The following is a 24,951-nucleotide window of genomic DNA, read 5'->3' on the forward strand; positions in this document are numbered from 1 at the left end:
TCGGAGGGCACGTCCTGTGCCCCCTCGGCTTGGGGCGACGTCCTGTCGCCCCATCCGTACTACACGACGGCAGGTCGGAAATACGGGCTCGAATGGGCTTCGCCGAAACGACCTCTCCGAGGAGTAGCGTTTCTAGAGATGCTCTATAGGTGCATGGACAGATATAGGAGTCTAAATCTGAGCCTGTTTTTCCATCTCGTAACGTTTTTCTATTTTCTCTTCCAGGGAGATAAAGGCCTTGACCGTCTCGGGGCAGAACTGGATTCCCGCCAGCGATCGTATTTCCTCGAATCCCCAATCGACTGGTTTCGCTTCCTTATAGGGCCTGGGACTGATCATTGCGTCGAAACTGTCTGCCACAGCCACGATCCGGCCGTAAAGGGGGATTTCCTCGCCCTTCAGCCCCTTAGGATACCCTGATCCGTCCCATCTCTCGTGATGGTTCAAGGCTACAGATGCGGCGGTCATGAGGACTCCAGAGGAGAAGCGGCTGAGCAGTTTCCACCCGAATATCGGGTGTTGTTTCATTATCTCCCATTCCCGATCGGTAAGAGATCCGGGTTTTAAGAGGATCGAGTCTGGGACGCCTATCTTTCCTATGTCGTGGAGAGGTGCGGCCAGTCCCAGGGAGAGTACCTCGTCCTCCGGCTCTCCCATGGTCTTGGCCAGGGCCATGGACAGCCACCCGACCCGGGATGTGTGTTCGTATGTGTCGTTGTCCCTCATCTTGGCGATGAGGTTGAGGGTCTTCAGCAGGTCGGAGAGGAGGTTTTCGTTTTTGCTGGCTATTATGTCCATCGATTTTCGGTCTTCCGCATGGAAGCTTTCGAAGCCCTCTATCTGGCTGGCGAAGTTGTGTCTGTAGACGTAGAAGCTCGACGCTTTCAGGGCCAACTCAAGTCTGGTGGCCAGCTGGTTGGGGTCCACCGGCTTGGTCATGTAGTCGTCCGCTCCGGCCATGACGGCTCTCTTGATTGTCTCGGAGCTGTCGTCGGAGGTCAGCATTATTATCACCGCCGGTATCTCCATGGATCTTATCCTGCCGGTGGTCTCTATCCCGTCCATCCCCGGCATGACTACGTCCATCAGTATCATGTCGATGTCCGAGTCGACCCCCAGCAGCATGGACAGGGCTTCCTCTCCGCTTTCGGCCTCCATCACCCTGTAGCCGAGGTTCTTTATCCCCAGGGCCAGGACCTTGCGGGTTGTCCTTTCGTCCTCAACTATCAGTACCGTAGCCATAGTGAGCCCCCTTGTCTCTCTCATTCGACGTATTTTTTCCAGCCGCCTCTTTTCAGTTCGTTCGTCAGTTTTCTCAGAGATAATTCGAGCTCTTTAAACACCTCGACGCAGGCGGTCGAATCGGTTTCCTTGGCAAGTCTCTCAAGTCGGACGCATATCTCCCAGGTCTCTCGGGCTCCTACCGTTCCGAGCGATCCTTTCAGGCCGTGAGCCGCCTTTGCCGTTTCCTCCGGCGACCTCTTTGCCACGGCTTGAGACAAATTTTCTAGCTGGGACGGCAGATTTTCAATGAAGTCGCCGATGACCTCCTCCATTATGGCCTGATCCTTTCCAATCATTTCCAGAAGCGCCGCGACCCTGTCGGGATCCAGGATTCCATCGGATTTCTCCGTCGGAGTGGGCGTGGGCTCTGTTTCCGATGTCTCCGGAAGCAGAGCCGTTATGGCCCGGAACAGCTCCTCTCTGTTGACCGGTTTGGTGACTATGTCGTCTACCCCCGATTCCAGTATGGCCGATTTTTCCTCCGTCATGGCATAGGCGGTAAGGGCTATCACCGGAAGTCTGGGACGTCCCGATCGGAGTTCTTCCCGTCGGATCTCTCTGGTGGTCTCCTTTCCGTCCATTACAGGCATCTGTATGTCCATCAGAACCAGGTCAGGCCTGGTCTCGTCTATCTTTTTCAGTGCCTCCACGCCGTCTAATGCCAGGATTACCTGAAAGCCCCGTCTTTCCATGGTCCTTCTCATTATCCTGGCGTTGAATTCGTTGTCCTCAACGACCAGCACGGACTTCCCGACCCCGAACAGATCCTGATCGCCCAGTTCCTGCGGCGTGGAGCCCGCTTCCTCCGGGGTTATGGATTTTATCAGGGTTTTCTTCAACACGCTGTCCGGGATGGGCTTAGTCAGAAACCAACGTATGCCGAGATCTCTGCATCTGGATTTTACATCCGGCCCGTCTAGGGAGCTGAACATTATGGCCGCCTCCGGCATGGCGTCCTCTTGATTTAGTCTTTCAAGCACGGTGGGGCCGTCCATGTCTGGCATATGGCAGTCCAGTATCATTATGTCCGCCGATCTTCGGTTTTTTCCGGTCAATATTTTCAGGGCTTCCTCTCCTGATTTTGCTTGGTGGACTTCCATGCCCCAGGCGGACAGCTTGCGGCTAAGTATGGCCCTGTTGGTCTCGTTGTCGTCCACTATCAGGGCAGAACGGGATCTCAGTTCGGGATGTAGGTTCTGCCTGTTTCGGTCTCCTATTCTCAGGGGAATAGCGAAGCTGAAGACGCTTCCCTTTCCGGGAGCGCTTTGAACCTCAAGTTCTCCTCCCATCATCTCCACCAGTTTTTTGCATATGGACAGGCCGAGTCCTGTGCCTCCGTAGCGCTTGGTCGTCGATACGTCGGCCTGGATGAAGGGAGAGAATATCCTTGTTATCTCTTTTTCGGACAGCCCTATTCCTGTGTCCTCTATCCTTATCTCTACCGAATCCACCTTTGCGGTTTTTTCCGTAGCCTTCACCGACATAAGGATCTCCCCTTCGTCGGTGAATTTGACCGCGTTGCTAAGCAGGTTGACCATTATCTGTCTTATCCTCACCGAATCGCCTATGTAGCTTTCCGCCAGGTCTTCGTCTATGTCGACGTTCAGTTCCAATCCCTTGCCGTGGGCTTCCTTGGCGAGGTAACTGGCGGATTTCCAGGCGACCTCGCCAAGGTCGAAGGGGTGGCTGTCTATCTCCATGTGTCCCGATTCGATCTTGGATATGTCCAGTATGTCGTTGATTATGTCCATCAGCGAACAGGAGGCCTCGTGTATCGTCTCCAGGCATTCCCTCTGGTCCTTGTCGTAGGTGGTCTCCAGGGCGAGCTCGGTCATGCCCAACACGGCGTTCATGGGGGTCCTGATCTCGTGGCTCATGTTGGCCAGAAAGGTGCTCTTTGCCCTGTTGGCCCTCTCCGCCTCTTCCTTGGCCTCTCTGAGCTCGACGGCGTTTTGAATGAGGGCCGTGACGTCTTCCATAACCCCTACCACCCCGGAATTGTCCTCGTTCGAATGGAATGCCGCCTGATTGAAGAAAAAACGGTATTCCCGGCCGTCGATATCAATGGGAAGCTGGAATCGGACCGGTTCGTGGCCGTTCAAGATCCTTTCTCCCAGGTCCATGAGCTTTTTCGATACTTTCGTAGGGAGCAGCTCTCCCAGGGATGCGCCGATCGTTCCCCATCCCTCTCGACCCAGCAGTGAGGAAAAGGCCCTGTTACACCCTATTATTATGCCGTTTTTATCGAAGTAGTAAACCGGGTTGGGGATCGTATCCAAAAGGACCTGCATGAAGGATAGCTGTCCCTGTAGGGCTCCCTCAGCTTTTTTGCGGTCCCTTATCTCGGTCTTGAGCCTTTCGTTGTGTTCCTTGACGGTCGTTTGATTTTTCTCCGCCTCGTCGACCCTGGCCTTCAGTATCACGGCCTTGGTGTTTTCCCTAAGGAGGAATAGTCCGCCTCCCAGGAGCAACAGTGCGGAGGCTCCCATTATGATCAGGTTGCCGTAGGGGGTTGCGGAGCCGAAGACCCTGTCTCTAGGGGTCACTAGGAAGAGGAACAAAGACGCTCCCGGAACAGCCGCCTTTGCGGCCAGGACCTTGGTTGGCTTGTCCTCCTCTCCCACCTTTACCTCCATCGGTTCCTCCGCTCCCTCCAGGTGGTGGAATATCTTGCTGGCCTCCTGGGGGTTCTCGAACGGCGACGTCACCCTCTGGCCGTTCCAGGTGGTGAGGAATATGTTGTTCCACGGCTCGGTGCTCTGTCTCGCTCTGAGTCTTGCCAGTATGTCCGACGGGGTCATCCACAGCACGATCTGTCCCTCGTACTTCCCCTTGTAGAAGTAGGGGTAGGATATAACCAGTCGGCTCTCTCCGTTCTCCCACTCGGTTATGATCCGCCCCGAGGGGTTGAGGGTGTAGCGGTATTTGAGCCAGTCGGGAGGGTTGCCCTGTACGGCCGGGGTCACTGCGAGGGGGCTGCCGTCGTCCAGTATGACCGCTATTCTGTAGTAGACCATGTCGTTTTCGAACGTTGTGTTCTGGAGTTTCCTCTTCAGCAGGGTATGAAGGTTTTCCTGGCTGGCCTTCAACCCGTATTCCCTGGACATACCGAGGTCCCGCCCCTGAAAGTAGGCGGTGAGTTCCTTGCTTTCGGCTATGTCGTAGGCGTCCTGTCTTCTCTCGAACAGTATGTAGCCCATTATGGAGGCCATGTTGTCCGCCTGTATCTGAAGAGCCCGTACAGTCTGTCTCTCGAAGGACCTCTGAGACCGGTAGTTCACCACTATCAGGACCGCTATCAGGGCCAGAAAAAGCCCGATCGACACGGCCAGGGCCTTCTTGAGCGTAGGCAAGGAACGCTTCATGGGAATTCCGTTATGGACGGATAGTATTCCTCCACCATGAGGGAGTACTCTCCTTTTTCCACCAGTTCGGAGAAAAACCTCTCGAATTCATCCCTCAGGTCGGATCCCTTGGGAAAGGCCACTGCCATCTCCTGTTTATGGGAGATCGGGCCTAGAACCTTGATCTGTCCGGGCCACGAGGCCAGGCCGACCAGGACGTCCGGGACGTCCAGCAGCAACAGCTCCGAGCGGCCGGAGATAAGGGCTGGGATCAGGTCGTTCAGGTTTCCCTCGAAGGGCGCAAGCTCTCTGGCCAGGTCTCTCAGCCCGTACAGATCGGGATCAAGACAGGTACCGGGACAGCCCATGAGGGACTTCCCCTTCACCAGTTCCTTGGTCGATTCTATGTCCTTTTCCAGGTCGCCCGACGGTTTTATTGGTCTTATCGGGTTGTTGGCTCTAGTAACAAGCCAGACCTGGGTGGTGAAGGTGGGGCTGGAGAAGTCTATCAGCCTCTTTCTCCACTCCAGGACTGTCAGTCCGGAGGCTATAAGGTCTCCTCTTATAGGTCTCGTCGTCTCGGAAAGAGATCCGTCTTTTTTTATCTCTATTCCCAGGAGGTCGGGCACGAGATTTTGCCAGTCCGTCGGGACGAAAGAGTAATTCACCCCTAGGAAGGAGGCGAATCTTTTCATCAGTTCCACGTCGAGTCCGTCTCCGCTTCCGCTCACGAAGTGAGCGTAGGGCACGCCGAGATGGCGAAGTTCTCCTCTCTCCCTAATCTCCTTAAGGCCTTCCCCCTGGGCGGACGAGACGCACAGAGCCGATAGGAGCAGGAAGAGAAAAACCGTTCGTTTCATGGATATCCCTCCTCTATAGGAAACACTACCACCTCTTTCATTATACATCTCGTTTCTTCCTATGCGACAAAAGGGACGCCTCTAGGCGTCCCTTTTGTCGTTCCCTTCAGTCGAAGCGTTCTAACGGATCGTTATCTGGTCTCCGTCGGAGAGGTTCTTTCCTCCCAAGACGACCAGCCTTTCTCCCGGTTCCAGGCCCTCTCGGATCTGGCTATCCCTTCCTACGGACGGTCCTAGTTTGACCGGTCTCTTTACGGCTTTCCCATCCTCCACCACGAAGACGAAGGAGCCGCCCTGCTCGGAGATCACCGCCTCCATCGGTACCATGACGGCGTTTTTCAGGGTCTCCTCAACGATGAAGACCCTTGCGAACATCCCCGGTTTGAGGTTTTTCCGATTTTCGATGGCGACCTCCACCTGTGTGGTCCTGGTGCTGGGGTCGACGAAGGGGCGGATTCGGGAGACCTTGCCCTCCAGCTTGATCTCTCCGACGGTCACGAAAGCCGTCATTCCCTGCTCTATCAGTCTGGCGTGGCTTTCCGGAGCCTGGATGACCGCTTTCAGCCTTGATATGTCGGCGATCTGAGCCAGAGGGGTCTGAGGGGTTATCATCTCTCCCGGGGTTCTGGAGTAGTCGTTCACCACAATTCCCTGAATGGACGCCTTCAGCGTGTATTCGGACAGGTCTACCTGGAGTTTTTCCAGGTTGGCCCTGTGCTGTCTGACCTGAGCCCTGTTGAGGTCTACCGCCGCCTTTGCGGTGCGGTAGACCGTCTCCTTCGAGTCCAACTGCTGCTGGGTGGAGAAGCCCTCCTTGACCAGCCTGAGATAGCGATCCCTCTCCCTCTTAGCGTTTTCAAGTTCCGCCATGGCTTGGGCCACCTGGGCCTGGGCGACGGCTATCTGTGCCTTGGCCTGAGATATCTGGGCGTCGACGTCTCTGTGGTCCAGCTCCGCTATAGGGTCTCCGGGAGATACCGAGTTTCCCTGTTTCACGAAGACCTTCATCAGCCTTCCGCTCACCCTGGGATAGATGGTTACCTCGTCTATGGCCTCCAGGGTGCTGTTCTCGGAAAAACCTCTCTCCACCTTAGGGGTTATCTCCACGGTCTGCACGGTCACGACGGTGTTTTGAGCGGCCCCGGTGGATCCCCATAGCAACACGGTCGCCAGAGCGATGACAACGGCTATTTTCATCTGTCTTCACCTCCGTTTTCTTTCAGGACATGGGAGACCAGCTCTCCCTCGGTTCTCTCCAGGGCCGCCACCTGGACGGAATAGGCGCTCACAGCCATAGCGTGTTCCTTTCTGGCCTTGGTGTAGGATGCCTGGGCGTCCAGGACGTCTATCTGGGTGCTGACTCCCTCTCTGTAGCCTACCTGGGCCAACCTAAGGGATTCGGAGGCCAATTCGAGGTCTTTCGACGTGGATTCCACCGCCTGTTTAGCCGTTTCGAGATTTAACCAGGCCTGGGAGACCTCGCTTCTTATGGCCTCCCGAAGCTTTTGGAGGTCCAGCTCTCTCTGTCTCAGGTTGGCCTTTTCCCTCATTATCTGGGCCTTGGTGACGTTCCTGTCCAGTATGGGCACGTCCACCTCCAAGGCTATCTCCCAGTCGTCGTCGTCGGTACCGTCGCTTTCCTTCGGGTCGTCCCAGGTGTAGGAGGCTTTCAGATCGACCTTAGGTCTCAGCCCGCTGGCGGCTACCTGTATCTCCTGTCGCTGTATCTCCAGAGATGAAAGTGACGCCTTCAGGTCCGGTCTGTTCGCCATGGCCCTTTCGAGAGAGCCCTCTCTGTCGCCGACGTAGGGCACGAAGTCGAGGCTGCCCTCTATCTTTACGTCCGACTCTGGGTCCATCCGCAGAGTGGTAAAAAGGGCGATCTTGGCCGATTCCAGGTCGTTGACGGCGGTTATGAGCTGGGTTCTGTAGCCGCTCAGCTGTTGTTCCGCTCTGGTGACCTCGAACCGGTTCGCTACGCCCAGGACCTCCTTTTTTACGACTTCCTTCAGATGACTCTCTGCGAAGGCCATCGAGTCCCTGGCTGCGGCCACGTTTTCCCTCAAATGGAGAATGTCGTAGAACTGGCGTATGACCGAGTAGGCCACGGTCTCCTTTGCGTCGGTCACTGCCTCCAGCACCGAGGTTTCGTAGGCCTGGGACTGTTTGAGCAATGCGGTGGCCTTCCCCCCCGTGTATACCGGCTGGGTGGCGGTTATCGATACGCCGTAGGAGTTTGCCTCCTCCGCAAGAGCGTGTTGCTCGTCCTGTCTTTTGTACTTGCCCCCCAGGGAAAGGGATGGAAAAAGTGCCGATCGGGCTACCAGCTTTCCCGCCTCGCTCTTGTCCATGTCCTGGGCGCTCTTCAGAACCTCTATTCCCTCTTCTACCCCTATCCTGACAGCTTCCTCGAGGGTCAGGGAGGTTGCGGACACGGGCGGTGCGACGGAAAGTATCGCCATCATAGCGACGGCGACGCCTATCGTTTTCTTCGTTTTCATCTGGCTGTCTTGCCCCTTTCGGTAGTCTGTCCGGGAAGCCGTCCGGAGGCTGCCATCCTGCGTCCTCTGACGATCGCGCCCGCTCTGGAGAAAGCTCTCTTCACCCGGTCCGTCATGTCGTCGACGATCAGGTATATCACCGGGATGACCACCAGAGTCAGGAGGGTGGCGGTGAACAGGCCTCCTATGACCGTTATGGACATAGGCTGTCTGATCTCGCCTCCTTCGCTGAGTCCCAGTGCTATCGGAAGCATTCCGACCATGGTGGAGCAGGTGGTCATGAGTATCGGCCTCAGCCTCAGAGGTGCGGCTTTCATTATGGCCGATATTTTGTCCATGCCCTGTTCCCTCTGTTGGTTGGTGAAGTCGACCAGGAGAATGGCGTTATTCACCACTATCCCCACCAGCAGAATTATTCCCATGAAGCTCATCACGCTGAGCCTTACTCCGGCTAACAGTAGAAGACCGAAGGCACCGGCGGTCATCAGGGGCAATGCGAACATGATGGTGAGGGGGTGCATGAAGGACTCGAACTGTATCGCCATCACCATGTAGACCAGAAGTATAGCGAATGCCAGGGCGGTCGTGAGAGACGCGAAGCTCTCCCTCATGTTCTCCGTGTCCCCTGCGGGGGACATGGTGACGGAGCCGTCCGAAGGGGCGTAGCGGTCGAAGATCTCCTCGAGCTGTACGATCCCCTCGCCGGGGGATATGCCGTCGGTGTTGGCCCCTATCTCCAGCGATCTCTGTCTGTTGTGTCTCTTTATTACGTTGGGAGCCATCTCTATCCTGGGGGTGACCAGGCCGGGAAGCCTCACGAGCTCGCCGTCTCCTCCCCGAACCGCTATGTCCGAGATCTTCTCCGGTGCGTCTCGATCCTCCGCTCCGGCTCTGAGCCTTATGTCGTAGCGGTATCCCCCCTCTTTGAAGCTACCGGAATTGGTTCCTCCGAAATAGGTCTTTATCTCCGTCGACAGGTCTCTCATGCTGATCCCCAGGTCGTCGGCGAGGTTTCTGTCTATATCCAGGTTTATCCTGGGTTTGTTCATCCTGAGGTCGGTGGTTATGTCCACCAGGCCGACGCTCTTTTGCTCCAGCTCGGCTTTCATTGCCTCTCCTATCTCTGCCAGCTCCTCGGTGCTGTCTCCCTGAAGGACCAGCGATATGTCCGATCCTCCCCAACGTCCCAGAGTGATGTCCACGTCTCGATAGACCGCCAGTTTCTTGCGGTATTCCCCCATTATCACGTAGAAGGGAGGCCGTTCGTCTCTCGGCACCAGCTCAACGGTTATCGTCCCTTTGTAGACCTCGCCGCCCTGTCCCGATCCCACAGTGCCGTAGGTGTAGATCACTCTGGGGTCCTGACGGACCAAGTTACCCAGTTCCAGGAGAAAGTCCTCAGTCTGTTGCAGAGATGCCTCGGCGGAAAGCTCGAAGTTTATCTTGAATCGTCCCCTGTCCTCGTTGGGGAAGAACTCCGAGCCCAATTGAGCGGCCATCCAGAGTCCGGAAGCGAATATGGCCACCGCCGCTATCAGGGTTATCAATCTATGTCTTACGGCTGCTCCGAGCAAGCCGGTGTAGAGTCGCTCCAATGCCAGGAACGGAGCTTCCATGGCTCTGGTGAGGGCCGATTCGGTCTGTCGTCCCAGAATTCTGGAGCAGAGGAACGGAGTCAGAGTAAGGGACAGTATCAGAGATATAAGTATGGTCATGGCTACGGTTATTCCGAAGGCGTAGAAGAATCGCCCTATTATGCCGCTCATGAAGGCCACCGGCAGGAACACCGCCATGGTGGTCGCGGCTCCGGCCAAGACGGAGAATCCCACCTCGGATCCTCCGTCGGCGGAGGATCTCATGGCGGTCTTGCCCATCTCCCTGTGACGGTGGATGTTCTCCATCACGACTGTGGTGCTGTCGACCACCATCCCCACAGCCAGGGAGAGCCCCAGCATGGTCATGTTGTTTATGGTCACGCCGAGGCCGTCGAGGACGATCAGTGTTCCTATGAGGCATACCGGTATGGTTATGACCGCCACGAAGGTGGCCCTTATGGTACGGAGGAAGAGGAACATTATGATCGAGGTCATCATGATTCCCATGATTATGTCCCCTCTGACGCCGTTCATGGATCTTATGATGAACCGAGACGTGTCCTGGACGATCTTCAGCGATATCCCCTTCGGAGCGGTGGCGTTCAGCTTCTCCACCATTGCCTTTACGTCCTTGGCCAGGGCGACCTCGTTGGTTCCCCTCTGCTTACGGATCTGTATGAGTATGGTCTGCTGTCCGTCGTATGTGGCTATGCTTCGTCGGTCCTCGAAGCCGTCCTCCACCCGGGCGACGTCCTTCAGCCTCACCAGTGCGCCGTTTTTTCGGGCCACCGCCATCTGGCTCAGCGCCTCTATGGAGCCGTATTCTCCGGCCAGCCTGATGCCGAACTCCTGGCTTTCCGACTCTATCCTTCCGGCGGGGAGCTCGACGTGTTTCTCGTTGATGGCGTTTTTGACGTCCGTGGCGGTCAAGCCCCTCGCCTGTAGGGCTATGGGGTCCAGCCAGATCCTTATCTCCCTCTCCCTGAGTCCGACCGCCTGGGCGTTGCCGACTCCCTTCACCGTCTGGAGCCTCTGCCTCGCGATCTTGTCCACGTAGGTGGAGGTGGATCTCATGTCGGCTGTGCTGTTGACCGCTATGGTCATGACGGCCATGTCGTCGAAGCTGAACTTGTCGACCACCGGGTCGTCTGCCTCGTCGGGCAGACTTCCTCTGGCCAGGTTCACCTTGGCCCTGACGTCCGATGCGGCTACGTCGACGTCCTTATCCAGCTGGAACTCTATGGCTATTACCGATCTTCCCTCGTAGCTGCTGGAGTCGATGTTTTTTATACCGTCTATGGTATTGATCTGCTCTTCCAGTACGTCTGTTATGTCGTTGTCCACCACCGCCGGGCTGGCTCCCTCCATGGTAGTCTGAACCATTACGTAGGGCAGATCCACGTTGGGCATCCGTTCCATCCCCATGTTGGCGAAGGCGTATATCCCGAACACTATCAGGGCGGTGGTCAGTATGACCACCGTGACCGGTCTTTTAAGGGCTGTCTCTATGAGTTTTCTCATGGGATCTTCTCCTCTATCTTTCTGGGGAGTTCCGGCACGGTCTCCCACGTTTATTTTAACTCGTTAACGGAGGTCATTTTATGGATTCTACGGGGCTAAGTCAACGAAAAAAGGTCTCGCCTAGGCGAGACCTTCCGATTATATAGCCTTGGGGGCCCTTTATGTCAGATGTTTCGTTCTTTTTTTGCCCTCATCCAGGAGGAGAAGAGGGAGATCGCCGCAAGGGCCAGGAACACCACAGTTATCGGTCTCGTCCAGAGAAAATCGTAATGGCCCTGATACATGAGCACCGCTCTTCGGAGGTTGCTCTCCGCCATGGGGCCGAGTATGACCGCCAGAATGACCGGCGAGGCCGGCATCTCGACCTTCTGCATCAGATAGCCTATTACCCCGAACCCCAGGGCCACCCATACGTCGAAGACGCTGTTGTTCATCGAGTAGGCTCCCACCACCGAGAGGGTTATGACCACCGGTATGATGACCCTCTTTGGTATCTCCACGACCCTGCAGAAGAGCCTCACCCCGAGCAATCCCAGCATGAGCATCAGTATGTTGCCCACCAGCATGGAGGCGAACAGTCCGTATATGACGTCGGCGTTCTGGGTGAAGAGCAGAGGACCAGGCTGTAGTCCCTGTATTATCAGAGCTCCCAGCATTATGGCGGCCACCGCGTCTCCCGGTACTCCCAATGTGAGCAGCGGCACCAGAGCCCCTCCGGTCACCCCGTTGTTGCCCGCCTCCGGGGCGGCTATGCCCTCCATACACCCGGTCCCGAAGGCCTTAGGGTTCTTGGAGGATCTCCTGGCCTCGTTGTAGGTCACGAAGGCGGCTATATCGGCACCCGCTCCCGGGATAGATCCTATGATCGTTCCCATCAAGGCGGACTTCAGCATCGTCGGTAGAAGGCCGATGGTTTCCTTTAGAGACACGATCCCTCTCTTGAAATCCGTGTCTATCTTGCTTCCTACCCGGAAGTTTTCCATCTGTACGAAGGCCTCCGAAAGGGCGAACAGGCCTATGAGTACCGGAATGATGGAGAAGCCGTTGTAGAGGTGCATCTGGTTGAAGGTGAATCTGGGATAGCTCGTTACGGGGTCCAGCCCCACCGTGGCGACCAGCAGCCCCAACATCCCGGCGAGGAGCCCCTTTATGGGGTGTTTTCCAGAGATGGACGCTATTATGGACAATCCGAACACCGCCAGGGCGAAGTATTCGGGGGCGCCGAACCTGAGGGCGAACTTGGCCAGCACCGGCGAGAACGATATGAGCATGATCGTGCTCACCATGCCTCCTACGAAGGAGGCTATTGCGGATATGCTCAGGGCCTTTGCCGCCTCTCCCCGGCTGGCCATCTGATGTCCGTCCAGAACGGTGGCCGCCGCGGCGGGGGTGCCGGGGGTCTTCAGGAGGATCGCCGATATCGATCCGCCGTAGATGGCCCCTATGTATATGCCGACGAGAAGGACCAGCGCCCTGGTGGACTCCATCCCGAAGGTCAGAGGAAGCAGCACCGCCACTCCCATCGTGGCGGTAAGTCCCGGCAGAGATCCTATGGCGATGCCGCCCATCACCCCGAAGAAGAGGAAGGGGAAGACCTGGGGCGACAGGGCGGTTCCCAATCCCTGTACGAGGAGATCTATCATAGTTCTACGCCTCCCTTTCTAGAGGAAGAATATCCCCTCCGGGAGGGGCACGGTCAGAAGTTTATAGAAAACCCAGTAGATGATCAGAGTAGCCGCAGTCGGCAGGATCAACAGCAAGGGTATCTTTTTCACTCCGAAGGTCAAAAGTATGGCTACGTTCAGAATAACTGTGGATATTATGAAGCCTAAGGGTTCGAGAGCCCAGGAATAGGCTCCAACTACAACGGCACCGACCATGGGGCGAAGGATCCCGGGACCGAACATCGGTTCTCCGTCTTCCTCCTCGGTCAGAGCTTTTCTCGATCCCCATAGAAGGGAAATGGCCATGGCTACCATAGCTACGGCTACCATTCTCGGAAAGAAGGTGGCCCCCAGGTAGTTGTCCGTTATGAGGGTCTGGTCGAACAAGGTCGTCTGGTACAGTGCGGCCCCTCCCAGCGCCATGAAGACCAGGGCGGTGACTGCATCGGCTCTTCTCATGTGGAATACCTCCAAAAGATCCGGGGCACCTTTAAAGGTGCCCCGGAATATAGGGGCCTACTTGCCCTGCTGCTTTTTGACGGCCTCGACTATCGCCGTGAGGCCCTCCACGTCTTTATCCATGAAAGAGGTGAAGTCCTTCGAGTCCATGTAACGGATGCCCAGCTTTCTCTTGTCCATGAATTCCTGGAACTCGGGGTCCGCTACAGCCTTGGCGAAGGCATCCTCGAGGGTCGACTTGACATCCTCGGGGGTTCCCTTGGGCACAGCCAGGCCTCTCCACGTGCCTGTCACTATGGGGTATCCCAGCTCGGTCATGGTAGGAACCTCGGGCAGGCCTGCGAGCCTGGCGTCGGAGCAGACTCCCAGGGCCTTGAGCTGTTTTGCCTGTATCTGGGAGATGGCCTCTCCGGGGTTGACCATGGTGAAGTCCACGTGGCCGCCCATGACGGCGGGGATGGCCTCGGCCGCTCCGTTATAGGGGATCTGGTTGAAGGTAACGTTCTGGTTGAGCTCCAGTGCCAGGAGGTAGAAGTTCGGCTTCGCCGTGCTGGCGAACTTGACGCTGCCCGAGTCGGCCTTGGCCGACTCGATCAGTTTCTCGACGGACTGGAACTCCGAGTCCGGACGGACCAGGACGATGGCTGGGTCCTCGTTGACCAGAGCTATGGCGTCGAAGTCGGAGGGCTTCACCTGGGCCAGGCCCATCTGGAAGAGCCAGGCTATCTCTCTGGTGACCATGGTGACTGTGTATCCGTCCTTCTTGGACATGGCTCCCTCGGTCATGCCCACGGCACCGCTGCCTCCGGTCTTGTTGATTATGACCACAGGCTGTCCCAGGTACTTTTCGGCTACGCTGGCCAGAGAGCGGGCTACTGCGTCGGTGCCCCCTCCGGCGGAGAAGGGGACGATGAGCTTGACGTTCTTGGCGGGGAAATCCGCCGCCATGGCACCGGTGGCTGCGAGGACCACGGTCAAAGCTACTAGAAGCGACAACAGACGTTTCATTTTTTTGTTCCTCCCTTATGTGATTTATTCGTATTGCCTATCCCGATCGAGTCGGGTAACGGCCTCGGTCTATCTCTGGACCCTTCCGGAGCCGTCCCCTCCCATAAGGGTGAGGACGTCCTCTCGGGAGACCAGGTTGAAGTCGCCGTATACCGTGTGTTTCAGTGCCGAGGCGGCTACGGCGAACTCCAGCGCGTCCGATCGGCTCTCGAAGGATCTCATTCCGTGGATCAGACCGGCCCCGAAAGAGTCTCCTCCTCCGATGCGGTCCACTATGGGGGTTATGTCGTACCGTCGGCTGAAGACGGTGTCCTCTCCTCTGGTGGCCAGCATGGCGGACCATCCGTTGTGGTCGGCGCTGTGGCTTTCCCTAAGAGTCACGGCCAGGCTCTTCATGTTCGGGTAGGTCTCCAGGACCTTTTCCCCCAGTTTTTCGTAGGACGACCTGTCCAGCTTTCCGGAGGTGACGTCCGAGTCCACCTGGATGCCCAGGCTCTTCTGACAGTCCTCCTCGTTGGCTATGGCTACGTCCACGTATTCGGCTATCTCCGTCATTACCTCCGTGGCGGGCTTGCCCCACTTCCAGAGTTTCTTGCGATAGTTGAGGTCGCAGGAGACGGTGATCCCCCGTCTCTTACAGGCTCGGAGAGCCTCCAGGACTAGGTCGGAGGTGCCCTCCGCCACCGCGGGTGTTATCCCCGTGGTGTGAAACCACTGGACTTCCTCAAGGACGGCGTCCCAGTCGAAGTCTCCCGGTTTTGCCCGAGCGATGGAGGAGTCGGCCCTGTCGTATACCACCTTGGAGGGGCGACAGCAGGCCCCGGTCTCGGCGTAGTATATTCCGACCCGGTCGCCGCTTCTCCTTATGAGGGAGGTGTCCACCCCGTGTCTTCTCAGCTCGGCCACGCAGGCGTCTCCGATCGGGTTGGCCGGGAGGGCGGTCACCAAGGCGACGTCTTCCCCGTAGTTCGCGAGGGAGACCGCTACGTTTCCCTCGGCTCCTCCGAAGGTCCCTACTAGGTCGGAGGTCTGAAAGAGTTTTTCCTTGCCCTTGGGGGAGAGTCTGAGCATTATCTCTCCGAACGTGACGACGGCGGCCATCCTATCTGCCTCCTCTTATTTCCGCTATGCGGTCCATGATTCTACGGGCGGTCTCTGCGACCAGTTCCATGTCTCCCGATACGCCTCCTGGCTTGGTTAGGGCTCCACCCATACCTACCGCGAAGGCTCCCGCGGCGAACCATCTGTCCAGGTTATCCAGGGAAACCCCTCCGGTGGGCATTATCCTGGCGTTGGGGACGGGGCCCTTTACCGCCTTTATGAAAGACGGCCCCAGCACCTCGCCGGGAAAGGCCTTGACCACGTCGGCTCCCATCTCCAGGGCCCTTATCAGCTCCGTGACAGTGCCGACCCCGGGCATACAGGGAACGGAGTAGCGGTTGCAGATTTTCAGTACATCCTCGTTGAGGTTGGGCGCCACTATGAACTTGGCTCCGGCTAGGATGCAGGACCTTGCCGTCTCCGGGTCCAGCACCGTCCCGGCCCCCAGGAGAGGTCCGCCCTCGGAGGCCATTGTCTCGAGTATCTTGATTGCCCCTGGGACCGTCATGGTGACCTCTACCGCCGGGATACCACCGGCGTTTACCGCCTTGGCCAGGTCCATGCCCTGTATGGCGTCCTCGGCCCTTATGACCGCTACCACTCCGGCCTCTCCGATGGAACGGATTATTCCGGCCTTGTCGCTTGCCATAGTCCTTATTCCTCCTTATTTCGACCCGTTCAGAAGGGCCGATATATCGGAGGCGGCTTCCTTTACCGCCTCTCCCAATGCGGCTACGTCGCCGTCTTCCAGCCTGTAGGCCGGTACCGATACGCTTATGGCCCCTACCGGCAGGTCTTCCTCACCTCTCAGTATGGCGGACCCCACGCAGCGTATTCCTTCCTCGTTTTCCTCGTTTTCCGAGGCGTAGCCCCTCAGCCTCGCCGAGTCGAGCATGAGGAACAGCTCTTTCTCGGATGCGACGGTCTTATCGGTCTTTGGCTCCCACGTAGCCGAGTTCAGATAGCTTCTCAGCTCCTCCTCCGGAAGATTGGCCAGTATGGCCCTTCCCGCGGCGGTGGTGTGGAGACAGAGAGATGCCCCTACTCGGGATCTCATTCCCACCGGATGGGGGCTCTCCATTTTGTCAACGTAGTAGGCCTGTTTGCCGTCGAAGGCAGTCAGGTGGACCGTCTCCCTGGTCCCCTCCCAGAGTCTTCTGAGCACGGTCTGTCCCAGCTTTGGGAGGACCCATCTCGCCTTGAATGCGTCCGCCCAGGCCAACACGGCGGGGCCTATGACGTACCCTCCGTCGCTGCTCTGAAGGACCGCCTTTCCCGAGACCAATCCCTGAAGGATTCTGTGCACCGTGGCCTTGGGAAGCCCGGTGGCCTCGGCGATATCGGTTATGCCGGTTCTATCGCTGGAGCTCGACATCAGGTCCAGTATCGCAATGGCCCTGTCCAGGACCCTGATTCCGCCGTTTTCGGCCATGAATCTCATCCCTCTCGATTTGATCGTAACGTTTATGGAACGATATAAGATTACCCCCGAGAGACTGTTCCGTCAAGCGATACCCCTTTTTGCCAAATGAAAAGAAACCCCGAGCTCGTCGGGGTTTCTTTTCGTAGATTCTCTTATGGGTATCTGTAAAAACTCACGTCCGAGTGTCCTCGGAGAGGTCGTTTCAGCTCCGCCCTGTCTCGCCCAAACGTATTCCCGATCTGCCTGTTTCGTACGGACCGCCTCGGAGGGCACGTCCTGTGCCCCCTCGGCTTGGGGCGACGTCCTGTCGCCCCATTCCTACTACACGACGGCAATTTCGGAAATACGGGCTCGAATGGGCTCCGCCGAAACGGCCTCTCCGAGGAGTGACGTTTTTAGAGATGCCCTTATGGGTATCTTGGAAAACTTACGTTTGCATTTCGTCAGAGGGCGGTTCCGACGTCCTGGCAGAGTTCCAGGGTCTCGCCGTCGGGGCCCTGGAAGAACAGGATTTTCCCTTCTTGGAAGGGAATTACTTCGTTTTTGTCCAGATGGACTCCGCTTTCCTCCAGTTTTTTCACCGTTTCGTCCATGTCCTCCACCACGAAGGCCAGATGGATGGCTCCGTTGTGTTCCGTCATAGGGGCCTTCTCGACCAGCTCGAATGTGGTGTCACCGGCGGTTATGAAGGCCAGACGGCTGGTCGGGGTGTCTATCCTGTGGCTGAGACGGCATCCCAGTTTATCCACGTAGAAGGAGAGGGATCTCTCCAGGTCCGATACCCTGATGCCTATGTGGGCGGATCTCATGGTTTTTCCTCTTCCAGAAATCTCCTGCCGGCCTTGTAGGCTCGGGCTATCTCCGAGCCCATTCGGTAGTAACGACCCGACTGGGGCATGAATATGACCGGTCGGACCTTTTCCGGCGAGGGCCTGCCCTTTTCGTCCAGACAGTCGTCGTCCACCCAGCAGGCCACGACCTCGCCTATGAACTGAACGTGGGATCCTATCTCCACTGTCTTGATCAGTCGGCATTCCATGGATATGGGGAACTCCTCTATAGTGGGGGCGTCCACCTTGGTCCCCTTTACAGCAGTGAGCTTCGTCAGGGCGAATTTGTCGTGTTCTGCGCCGGTGCAGAGGCCGAACAGGTCAGCCTGTTCCACCAGGTCTTCCGAGGGAATGTTGACTGTGAAGGCCTCTCTCTCCGATATGGCTCCGTAGGTGTATCTTTCCTTCCTGACCGCTACAGCCACGCAGGGCGGCTCGGAGCAGCAGACTCCACCCCAGGCCGCGGCCATTCCGTTGGGTACGCCGTTTTCGTCGTAGGTTGCAACTATGAGGTCCGGCGCCGGGTAGAGAGGCGTGACGGTTCCGATGTCTTTTTTCATAGCTATACAGCTCCTTTCTCCGGATGGGAGATGTGGGTGTCTCTAAAAACGCTGATCTTCGGAGAGGTCGTCCCGTCTCCGCCCTGTCTCGCCATCCGTACTACACGACGGCAAATTCGAAAATACGGGCTCGAATGGGCTCCGCCGGGACGACCTCTCCGAGGACGCTAGGACGTGTGCTTTTAGAGGCATCCCTATGATATAGTTCCAAGTATAGTGTAAAATTCCAGTTCTGGGCTCTCTTGGAAGAAGGGGATGGGCCTTTATTTTTGGGAGGTGCTTGTCCTTGTTTCGATCCGTCTTGACTTCCATACTGGACAACTGGCGGGATCGGGTTGTCCCTGTTCTATGGGCCGCCTTTTTGGCCGGTATGTTGATAGCCCTGTCCGGCAAGGTCGCCGAGCTGACAGATGGAGCCGTCTCCTCCGGCCTCGGTCGCGACGCCCGAGAGGCCATAAGGGCAGATCTGGAGGATCTGGTCCCGGTTCGCCTAGCCCTTTTCGACGAGTGGGCGGCGGGGCAGAGGAGGGCCGATGGGTCCGACCCCGTGGAGACCGCCGGGGCCCTGTTGAGGTATTTCCGTCACGATGGAGGGGCTCTTTTCGTCCTCGGATCGACCGACGCTTCCCGCCTTATGTCTTGGGCGGGAAGGATCAAGAGGAGGTTCCATCCCTTGCCGGTTTTCTCCCTTCTCCTAGGTGCCCTGGCCTTGTCTGCCGTTATGTGTTCCCAAAGCGATGTCAGGGGCTGGAGGGTCGCCGGTTATTTCAGCTCCCGGCTGCTGGTCGCGGCGGCCTTTCTGTGGGGAGCTCTCGGCCTGATGGAGACTCTGGGAGAACTGTGGTTGATGGGCTCCGCCATGGGCTCCCTTCCTTCCCTTCCGTCGAACGTGGCTCTATGGGGTATGGTGCTTGCCTCCGGGCCGGTGCTGTCCGCCTGTCTGATCCTCATGGCTCTGTGCTGTCTCTACGTCGCACTCGGGGCCCTCTTCCCCGATCCCTGAGATGACGAGGGCCTTTTCCCCCAGCCCTCCAGATCGCTTGCCCAGTCCATGGGATCGGTTCCGATCTCCTCGATCCTTCCCAGTAGGGATAGTCTCGGATAGCCGTTGCCGCAGTGGCAGGGGGACCGGTCCAACAGGGCCAGGTCTCCGGTCTTGTATCGAAGCAGCGGCATGCCGTGGGCTCCGTAGGTGGTTATGACCAGAGCCCCAGGCGTTCCGTCCGAACTGGGCTCCCCCCGGCGGTCCAGGACCTCGGCCAGTATGCCAGGCCTCACGTGCATGCCTCTATGGAAGCGGCATTCCAGCGCACCTCCGTAGCCTCCCTCCCGGCATCCCCAGTGATCGAATATCTCCGCTCCGGTGGCTTCCGAGAATGCCTCTCTAGTCCGATGGCTTAAAAGGGCTCCGGAGGACAGGGCCGATCTCAGTCGGACTCGAGGCCGTCGTCCTTTCAGTCCCCTAGCCACAGCGGCCAGCTGTGCCGGAGTTCCTGCCAGGACGTCCCATCTGCCCTCGTTCAACCCCTCCAGGAGATCCTGAAGATCCATGGATCCTCTGGTCGTGGCGACAAGGCCGACTTCCTGCGCTGCCGTAATCAGCATATCCCTGACGGACCATCTGGGTTCGCCGGGGTAGAGGACCGCCAGTCTGTCGCCGGAGGAGCAGAAGGTGGTGAGTCCCCAGGCGAAGTAGCGGACCGTTCTATCCAGGTCCACCGGCGACAGATAGACCCTCTTGGGTGGCCCGGTGGTGCCGGAAGACCTCAGTGTGACTATCCTCCCTATGTCTCCCGGAGGAACCAGCACCATCTCCCTCCCACGGCGGCGCAGTTCGTCCTCTTCGAGCAGTGGGAAGTATACCAGGTCCTCCGGGGATTCCAGCCTCTTCGGGCAGTTTCTCAGTTTTTCCCTCCAGTAGGGAGCGGTCCTCATCCTCTCTATGGTCGAGTTCAGCTCTGCCGTTATGTCCATTTTCATATCTCCGTGTATAGAGGGGTTCCGTCGGAGGCGGTGCAGTACCTGGCGCAAAAGGGGATAAGCCTGCCCCCGGGGCCCACCACGTGGATGCAGCAGTTCTTCAGCCTTTCCAGGTCGACGGTGTAGCAGTCCTGGAAGGCCATGCAGGACAGTGTGAAGGTCCGCCGGGATCTCCTTGCCAGAAAGCGGTCCCAAAGGGCGAAGGGGCCGTCCGATTCGGATGAAGCGGTGGGAGGGGACCATCTTTCCTTGACGTTTCTCACCGTTCCGGACCGGTGCCCTTCCGCCTCGTCTCTCCCGCGGCAGCTTCCTCTGGGGCTCGGTCTCGGCCGTCCCATGTCGTCTATCACGAAGTCTCCATGCCAGGAGCACAGTGAGTGCTCTCACCCGGGCGGCACCAGGTGCTCCTTGGCGAAGAGACCGTCGGTCTGGGATTCCACCAGCTCCAGTACCTCCGGAAGGGTCACTCTGTCCTCGTCCTTCGGTATGTAGGGTATCCTGCCGAAATAGCTCACCGGCTGGAGGTGAACTCCCCTGACAGTGGGCACGCGGGACAGTCCGTAGCGGATTATCTTTCCTATCTGATCCAGGTTTCGTCCGGGTACCAAGGTCGCCACCAGGATTGCAGCCACACCGGTCCGAGAGCAGTTCTCCAAAGCCTTCGACTTGATTTCCGCCATGGGACGGCCTCTCATGGTTCGGTGGACCGAGTCGTCCACCCCGTCGAACTGAAGATATACCGAGTCGAGACCGGCTCGGGCCAGTTTCTTCAGATAGGGCAGGTCTCGGGATATCCTGAGTCCGTTGCTGTTGAGCTGGACGAAGTCGAATCCCATGGATCTGGCCCTTTCCACGAGATAGGGCAGATCGTCCCTCACTGTCGGTTCCCCTCCCGATAGCTGGAGAACGCATTCCTCCCTTTTTGAGAGGGCCTCCAGCCGTCGTATCAGCTCGTCCATAGGGACGTCCGAGCCGCCTTCGCTTCCGTCGGCGAAACAGAAGGGACATCGGAGGTCACATCTCTTCGTCACCTCCAGAACGGCGGTACAGGTTCCCTGACGGTGATCCGGGCAGAGTCCGCAGTCGTAGGGACATCCCTCCAGCTCGGATGTCTGGGGATTGGCTCGAGGAGAGCGATTTAGGCGGCGGTACCAGTCCTCCATGGGTGTATGCCCTCTCCATATGACCGACGAGAAGTCTCCGTGTTCGGGGCAGGTCTTCTCCAGGAAAACCCGGGATCCTCGCCTTATCCTTGTGGCGGGGATCCTCCTGAGGCACTCGGGGCAGAGGCTCTCGGTTCTGCCGATTTCCCTATCTTCCATTTTCCGGGTTTATCCCCCGGCTCTCCAGGAGGGATATGCACTTTCTGGCGGTCTCGGCCACCAGTTCGGGGCAGACGGAACTCTTCCTCTCTCCCTCTTCTCCGGCCAGCTCTGAGCACTCAAGGGTTCCCCATCTTTCGAGAAACCAGCTCTTCAGCTCGGCCACCATTGGGTACAGCTTTTCGTCCCTGTCCTCCTCCAGACTGCCCTTTCCGCCGTAGAGGCCGAGAAAGGCTATCCCTCCCGACAGGGCTCCGCATATTCCCTTGGTCCCTCCCATTCCTCCTCCGAAGCCGTGCAGGGCCCTGAGGAGATCCGGGTTATCCCTGCATATAAGGTCCAGCGCCACCGAAGCCACCACCTGGGTGCAGCAGTAACCCTGGGCGGAAAGCTCGGCGGTTCTCATGTCCAGAGCGTCCATTGTCTCGTCATCCTTTCTTGGTCTTCTTCACAGCCTCACATAGGAACTCGCCTATGGAGGTCGGTCCACTTTCGCAGCAGGGCAGAGGCCTTCCGTGAAAGACGGCGGAGGCCCAGTAACTTTTCACCGTTCGATCCGTCCGGGTCATCTTGGTCACGGAAAGGTCGGCCCCCTCGATGGTATTTCGCCATTCATCCAGGGTATTGCATCCTCCGATGCACCCCTCTCCCGTCGCCTTGCCTACCAGATCTTGGATCAAGACCTTTCCAGAGGTCCGAAGAACCCGGACGGTTTCCTTAAGGGCAGTCGATGTGTCCGTGAGGGACAGGACGCACTCGAAGATCACCAGGTCGAAGAAACCGTCGGGAAAGGGAAGAGATTCGGCTCTTCCTATCTCGACGGTGGAGTAGGGAGCCCTCTTTGCCGCCATTTCGGCCAGGATAGGAGACGGCTCGATTCCCCAGGTGGAGAAGCCCGATCGGTGCATAGTCTCCAGTCCGTCTCCCCTGCCGGATCCCACGTCCAGGGCTTTCAGACCGCAGTAGGGACGGCCGAACTCTATGAGCCTTCTGGTGGCCTCGCTTCCGCCGGGGTGCATGTCTCCATCGGCTAGGGCGAGGTCCTCGTAGAGGCTCATTTGTCCTCCAGTCCCTGTTCCACCTGAAGCATTTTGCCCAGGGCGACGGAGGAGGGGATGAACACCATGCCGCATCTGGGGCATCTGGGTATCTTCGCAGGGAAGGAGGCTCCCAGGTAGGTCAATGTGACCTCGGCCGTCTCCAGCTCGACTCCGCATTCGTCGCAGATCCATTCCTCCGACCGGGCGAAGGCCTCAGCTACGGGATCGGGCCTCATCTCGTCACCTCCTGGATGGTCATTCGATGGCTGTAGGAGTCGTGGATCCTCCAGCGGTCTCCTTCGGGAGAGTACTCTACCCATAGGGTCCTCTCACCCAGAACAGAGTAGGCTAGATATACATCCGAGTCCTTTCTCCTCAGCCTGGAACCTCCCGACTGGGCTTCCTCTATGACCTTGAGAATCTCCTCCTCTATTATCCATCGGTCGTCCAGATTTTGCCTCAGTTCCTCGTCCATGACGAGCGATTCGGACGGTTTTTTCGGGGTCGTTCCCGACGTCATCTCGGCCTTGAGCTTCTTGCGGTTCTCCCGTCTGGCGCTCCAACCGGGGAACGGCCTGGGCGACGGTGCCTTACCCTCGGGGGAGAGTAGCAGTTCCAGTATATGCCAGGTGGGGTGACCGGTCCTGGCGTATAGCTCCCGGCACATGGCGCAGGATACCACCATAGGGTGTCCTGCCTCCTGTACCCTTCTGGCGGCGGATCTCTTCGCCAGGTCAGGGTTGGCTGAGAAGACCAGCCCTCCGAAGCCGCAGCATTCGGTGGTCCTGCCGGAACGGGGATGTTCCTCCAGGGCCAGCCCCCGCCTTCTAAGCAAGTTTCTGACCGCCTCTCGGGCTGTCCGGTCGTCTCTGGCAGTGCAGGGGTCGCTTACGGTGACAGTCTCGGCGGAGATTGCTCCCTCCTCAGGAAGGCCCAGTTTATCCATCGTCTCCCACAGGGTGACGGCTGTTCCCTCCGGAAGCCTTTCCTTCAGCAGGCCGTGGCAGGTGGAGCAGGCGGTCACGACCTTGGGACGGCCCAGCTCCTCCCATCTATCGATCCACAGGTCCATTACGTCCATGTAGAGGGCCTCTCTGCCTCCCCATCTGGCGGGAGCGCCGCAGCAGCTTACCCATAGGGCGACGGATTCGAGCCGGTCCGTAAGGTAGCGGTAGGATTCTGTTACCCAGCGAGGCTCGGATGCCCCCAGCTGGCATCCAGGGAAGAAAAGCCATTCGGGCGAGCCACCGGTGGGATCCAGCAGGAAGTCTGTCTCCTCCAGGGCGGAGGCCATGTCCCTGAGGGGGTAGTCGTGGTGCGACGGCGGCATGTGGCCGGTATCCACCATCTTTCTCCTGGACTCCAAGCTGGCCTGCCCTACGTCCAGACCGGTCGGGCAGACCTCGGCGCATAGCCCGCATAGGGTGCAGGAGTCTATCATCCTGTTGGCCGTCCTGTTTCCTTTGTTGATTATGAGGTTGTTGTGATAGGTCCTTATATATTTTCTAGGCGACCCCCCGTATTCCTGTAGATACAGACACCAGGGATGGCATATGAGACATTGACATGTAAGACATCTGGCCGCCTCGGCTGTGGCCTCCTCGGAGCTGTAGGTTCCCCCGCTGGGGACGATCGCCTCCGATGGGGTGTCGTCCTCCGGTGCCCTCAGCCTGGTGTTTCTGTCGGCTTTTTTCGTTCGTTCCGATTCAAGGGAGGCCCCCTGTAGGTGTCTCTCCAGGGAGAGGACCGCCTCCAGCCCTCTCCTGGCCTCGGTGGAAGGGGAGTCGGACGGCAGGGGCAGGGAGAACAGTCCGGTCACTTCGGTGGCGAAGGTGATGTCGTCCGTTGGCCCGGGGTATCTCAGGGGAGATCCGTCTGCTATGACGACCCCGTCGAACTCGGACAGCTTCTCCAGAGAAGGGCTCTCCGCCGCTACGTTCAGCCCTTCCAGAAGTCGTTCCAACGTCTCGTCCAGCAGATCCCGAGGCAGCCTGTCGTCCTCTCTCAGTCGGGCGGCGAGGTCTCCGTCCGGGATGTATACCTGGGGCAGATAGCGTTTAGCCCTCAGGCTCTCCAGGGCGGCCATGGCGGCTAGCCCGGAGCCCACGAGGGCTATTCGGTCCGTTCTTGGCGACAGGAAGGACGGTCTCTTTCTCGGGGCCTTGCCGTTCTCCAGGGAGTAGCGCTCCAGAAGTGCCATGGAGATGGGGTCTCCGGAGCGTCCCTTAGGGCAGGCTTTCTTGCAGGGCTCGTCGCATATACAACAGAGGAGGAGGGGCAAGGGAAGCCCCTCCTCCACTTTAGCTCTGGCCTTGTCGACCGTTCCCGCCGCCAGATCGGAACAGAGCCCCCTGCCGTCCATGCCCAGAGGGCATGCTGCCTGACAGAATGGAGGATCTTCCTGGATGCACATTTCTTCCAGTTCCCTCATCCGGCGGTTGTCCATAGCGGTATCGTCT

The 24,951-nt window shown here is 58.1% G+C and carries 21 protein-coding genes; 1 reads left to right on the forward strand and 20 read right to left on the reverse strand.

All coding sequences use genetic code 11. The features are described from left to right. Window positions 1-171 precede the first annotated feature (171 nt). The 14 genes from L2W48_RS09375 to L2W48_RS09440 all read right to left on the reverse strand — a co-directional run bounded on the left by L2W48_RS09375 (window position 172) and on the right by L2W48_RS09440 (window position 18,150). The gene (locus tag L2W48_RS09375) at window positions 172-1,242 is read right to left on the reverse strand and encodes an HD domain-containing phosphohydrolase (RefSeq protein WP_236099504.1); all 1,071 of its coding nucleotides are present in this window, start codon (window positions 1,240-1,242) and stop codon (window positions 172-174) included. Between the two features lie 20 nt (window positions 1,243-1,262). Next, the gene (locus L2W48_RS09380) at window positions 1,263-4,649 is read right to left on the reverse strand and encodes a response regulator (RefSeq protein ID WP_236099505.1); all 3,387 of its coding nucleotides are present in this window, start codon (window positions 4,647-4,649) and stop codon (window positions 1,263-1,265) included. After that, entirely contained in the window at window positions 4,646-5,488 is an 843-nt protein-coding gene (locus L2W48_RS09385; protein ID WP_236099506.1) for a transporter substrate-binding domain-containing protein, read from the reverse strand. Before L2W48_RS09385 ends, L2W48_RS09380 begins: the two co-directional genes overlap by 4 nt. Before the next feature lie 120 nt (window positions 5,489-5,608). Next, window positions 5,609-6,685 (reverse strand): efflux RND transporter periplasmic adaptor subunit, encoded by a 1,077-nt coding sequence (locus L2W48_RS09390; protein WP_236099507.1) that lies wholly within the window; start codon window positions 6,683-6,685, stop codon window positions 5,609-5,611. Continuing rightward, window positions 6,682-7,989 (reverse strand): TolC family protein, encoded by a 1,308-nt coding sequence (locus L2W48_RS09395; protein WP_236099508.1) that lies wholly within the window; start codon window positions 7,987-7,989, stop codon window positions 6,682-6,684. The genes L2W48_RS09390 and L2W48_RS09395 overlap by 4 nt, the downstream gene beginning before the upstream one ends. Further along, window positions 7,986-11,105: an efflux RND transporter permease subunit gene (locus L2W48_RS09400; RefSeq protein ID WP_236099509.1), complete on the reverse strand. Its 3,120-nt coding sequence runs from the start codon at window positions 11,103-11,105 to the stop codon at window positions 7,986-7,988. Before L2W48_RS09400 ends, L2W48_RS09395 begins: the two co-directional genes overlap by 4 nt. A 164-nt stretch (window positions 11,106-11,269) precedes the next feature. Continuing rightward, entirely contained in the window at window positions 11,270-12,748 is a 1,479-nt protein-coding gene (locus tag L2W48_RS09405) for a tripartite tricarboxylate transporter permease (protein ID WP_236099510.1), read from the reverse strand. An 18-nt stretch (window positions 12,749-12,766) separates the two neighbouring features. Continuing rightward, complete coding sequence (locus L2W48_RS09410) at window positions 12,767-13,228, reverse strand: tripartite tricarboxylate transporter TctB family protein (protein WP_236099511.1); 462 nt, start codon at window positions 13,226-13,228, stop codon at window positions 12,767-12,769. Window positions 13,229-13,285: 57 nt separating this feature from the next. Then, window positions 13,286-14,236 (reverse strand): Bug family tripartite tricarboxylate transporter substrate binding protein, encoded by a 951-nt coding sequence (locus L2W48_RS09415; protein WP_236099512.1) that lies wholly within the window; start codon window positions 14,234-14,236, stop codon window positions 13,286-13,288. A 69-nt stretch (window positions 14,237-14,305) separates the two neighbouring features. Further along, the gene (locus L2W48_RS09420) at window positions 14,306-15,337 is read right to left on the reverse strand and encodes a sugar kinase (RefSeq protein WP_236099513.1); all 1,032 of its coding nucleotides are present in this window, start codon (window positions 15,335-15,337) and stop codon (window positions 14,306-14,308) included. A 1-nt stretch (window position 15,338) separates the two neighbouring features. After that, a complete protein-coding gene (locus tag L2W48_RS09425; RefSeq protein WP_236099514.1) occupies window positions 15,339-15,986 on the reverse strand; it encodes a bifunctional 2-keto-4-hydroxyglutarate aldolase/2-keto-3-deoxy-6-phosphogluconate aldolase in 648 nt (215 codons plus the stop codon). 15 nt (window positions 15,987-16,001) lie between these two features. Beyond that, window positions 16,002-16,769 carry an IclR family transcriptional regulator gene (locus tag L2W48_RS09430; protein WP_236114884.1) on the reverse strand — a complete coding sequence of 256 codons (768 nt, stop codon included), beginning with the start codon at window positions 16,767-16,769 and terminating at the stop codon, window positions 16,002-16,004. 434 nt (window positions 16,770-17,203) lie between these two features. Further along, the gene (locus tag L2W48_RS09435; protein WP_236099516.1) at window positions 17,204-17,569 is read right to left on the reverse strand and encodes a VOC family protein; all 366 of its coding nucleotides are present in this window, start codon (window positions 17,567-17,569) and stop codon (window positions 17,204-17,206) included. After that, window positions 17,566-18,150 carry a flavin reductase family protein gene (locus L2W48_RS09440; RefSeq protein ID WP_236099517.1) on the reverse strand — a complete coding sequence of 195 codons (585 nt, stop codon included), beginning with the start codon at window positions 18,148-18,150 and terminating at the stop codon, window positions 17,566-17,568. Before L2W48_RS09440 ends, L2W48_RS09435 begins: the two co-directional genes overlap by 4 nt. Before the next feature lie 286 nt (window positions 18,151-18,436). Here L2W48_RS09440 and L2W48_RS09445 point away from each other — a divergent pair, with 286 nt between their 5' ends. Continuing rightward, the gene (locus L2W48_RS09445; RefSeq protein WP_236099518.1) at window positions 18,437-19,153 is read left to right on the forward strand and encodes a hypothetical protein; all 717 of its coding nucleotides are present in this window, start codon (window positions 18,437-18,439) and stop codon (window positions 19,151-19,153) included. Here the strand turns inward: L2W48_RS09445 and L2W48_RS09450 are convergent. The 6 genes from L2W48_RS09450 to L2W48_RS09480 are packed head-to-tail and all read right to left on the reverse strand — an operon-like array spanning window position 19,117 to window position 24,938. After that, window positions 19,117-20,124 (reverse strand): phenylacetate--CoA ligase family protein, encoded by a 1,008-nt coding sequence (locus L2W48_RS09450; protein WP_236099519.1) that lies wholly within the window; start codon window positions 20,122-20,124, stop codon window positions 19,117-19,119. The genes L2W48_RS09445 and L2W48_RS09450 overlap by 37 nt on opposite strands. A gap of 2 nt (window positions 20,125-20,126) precedes the next feature. Next, window positions 20,127-21,452 carry a radical SAM (seleno)protein TrsS gene (trsS, locus tag L2W48_RS09460; RefSeq protein WP_327020583.1) on the reverse strand — a complete coding sequence of 442 codons (1,326 nt, stop codon included), beginning with the start codon at window positions 21,450-21,452 and terminating at the stop codon, window positions 20,127-20,129. Then, complete coding sequence (locus L2W48_RS09465) at window positions 21,442-21,873, reverse strand: DVU_1555 family C-GCAxxG-C-C protein (RefSeq protein ID WP_236099522.1); 432 nt, start codon at window positions 21,871-21,873, stop codon at window positions 21,442-21,444. Before L2W48_RS09465 ends, trsS begins: the two co-directional genes overlap by 11 nt. Before the next feature lie 7 nt (window positions 21,874-21,880). Then, window positions 21,881-22,510, reverse strand: a complete 630-nt coding sequence (locus tag L2W48_RS09470) for a class I SAM-dependent methyltransferase (protein WP_236099523.1) — start codon at window positions 22,508-22,510, stop codon at window positions 21,881-21,883. After that, a complete protein-coding gene (locus L2W48_RS09475; RefSeq protein WP_236099524.1) occupies window positions 22,507-22,728 on the reverse strand; it encodes a DVU_1557 family redox protein in 222 nt (73 codons plus the stop codon). The genes L2W48_RS09470 and L2W48_RS09475 overlap by 4 nt, the downstream gene beginning before the upstream one ends. Further along, a complete protein-coding gene (locus L2W48_RS09480; protein ID WP_236114882.1) occupies window positions 22,725-24,938 on the reverse strand; it encodes a pyridine nucleotide-disulfide oxidoreductase/dicluster-binding protein in 2,214 nt (737 codons plus the stop codon). The genes L2W48_RS09475 and L2W48_RS09480 overlap by 4 nt, the downstream gene beginning before the upstream one ends. Window positions 24,939-24,951: the final 13 nt, after the last annotated feature.

Origin of the sequence: Dethiosulfovibrio russensis (assembly GCF_021568855.1) — a bacterium.
GTDB lineage: Bacteria > Synergistota > Synergistia > Synergistales > Dethiosulfovibrionaceae > Dethiosulfovibrio > Dethiosulfovibrio russensis.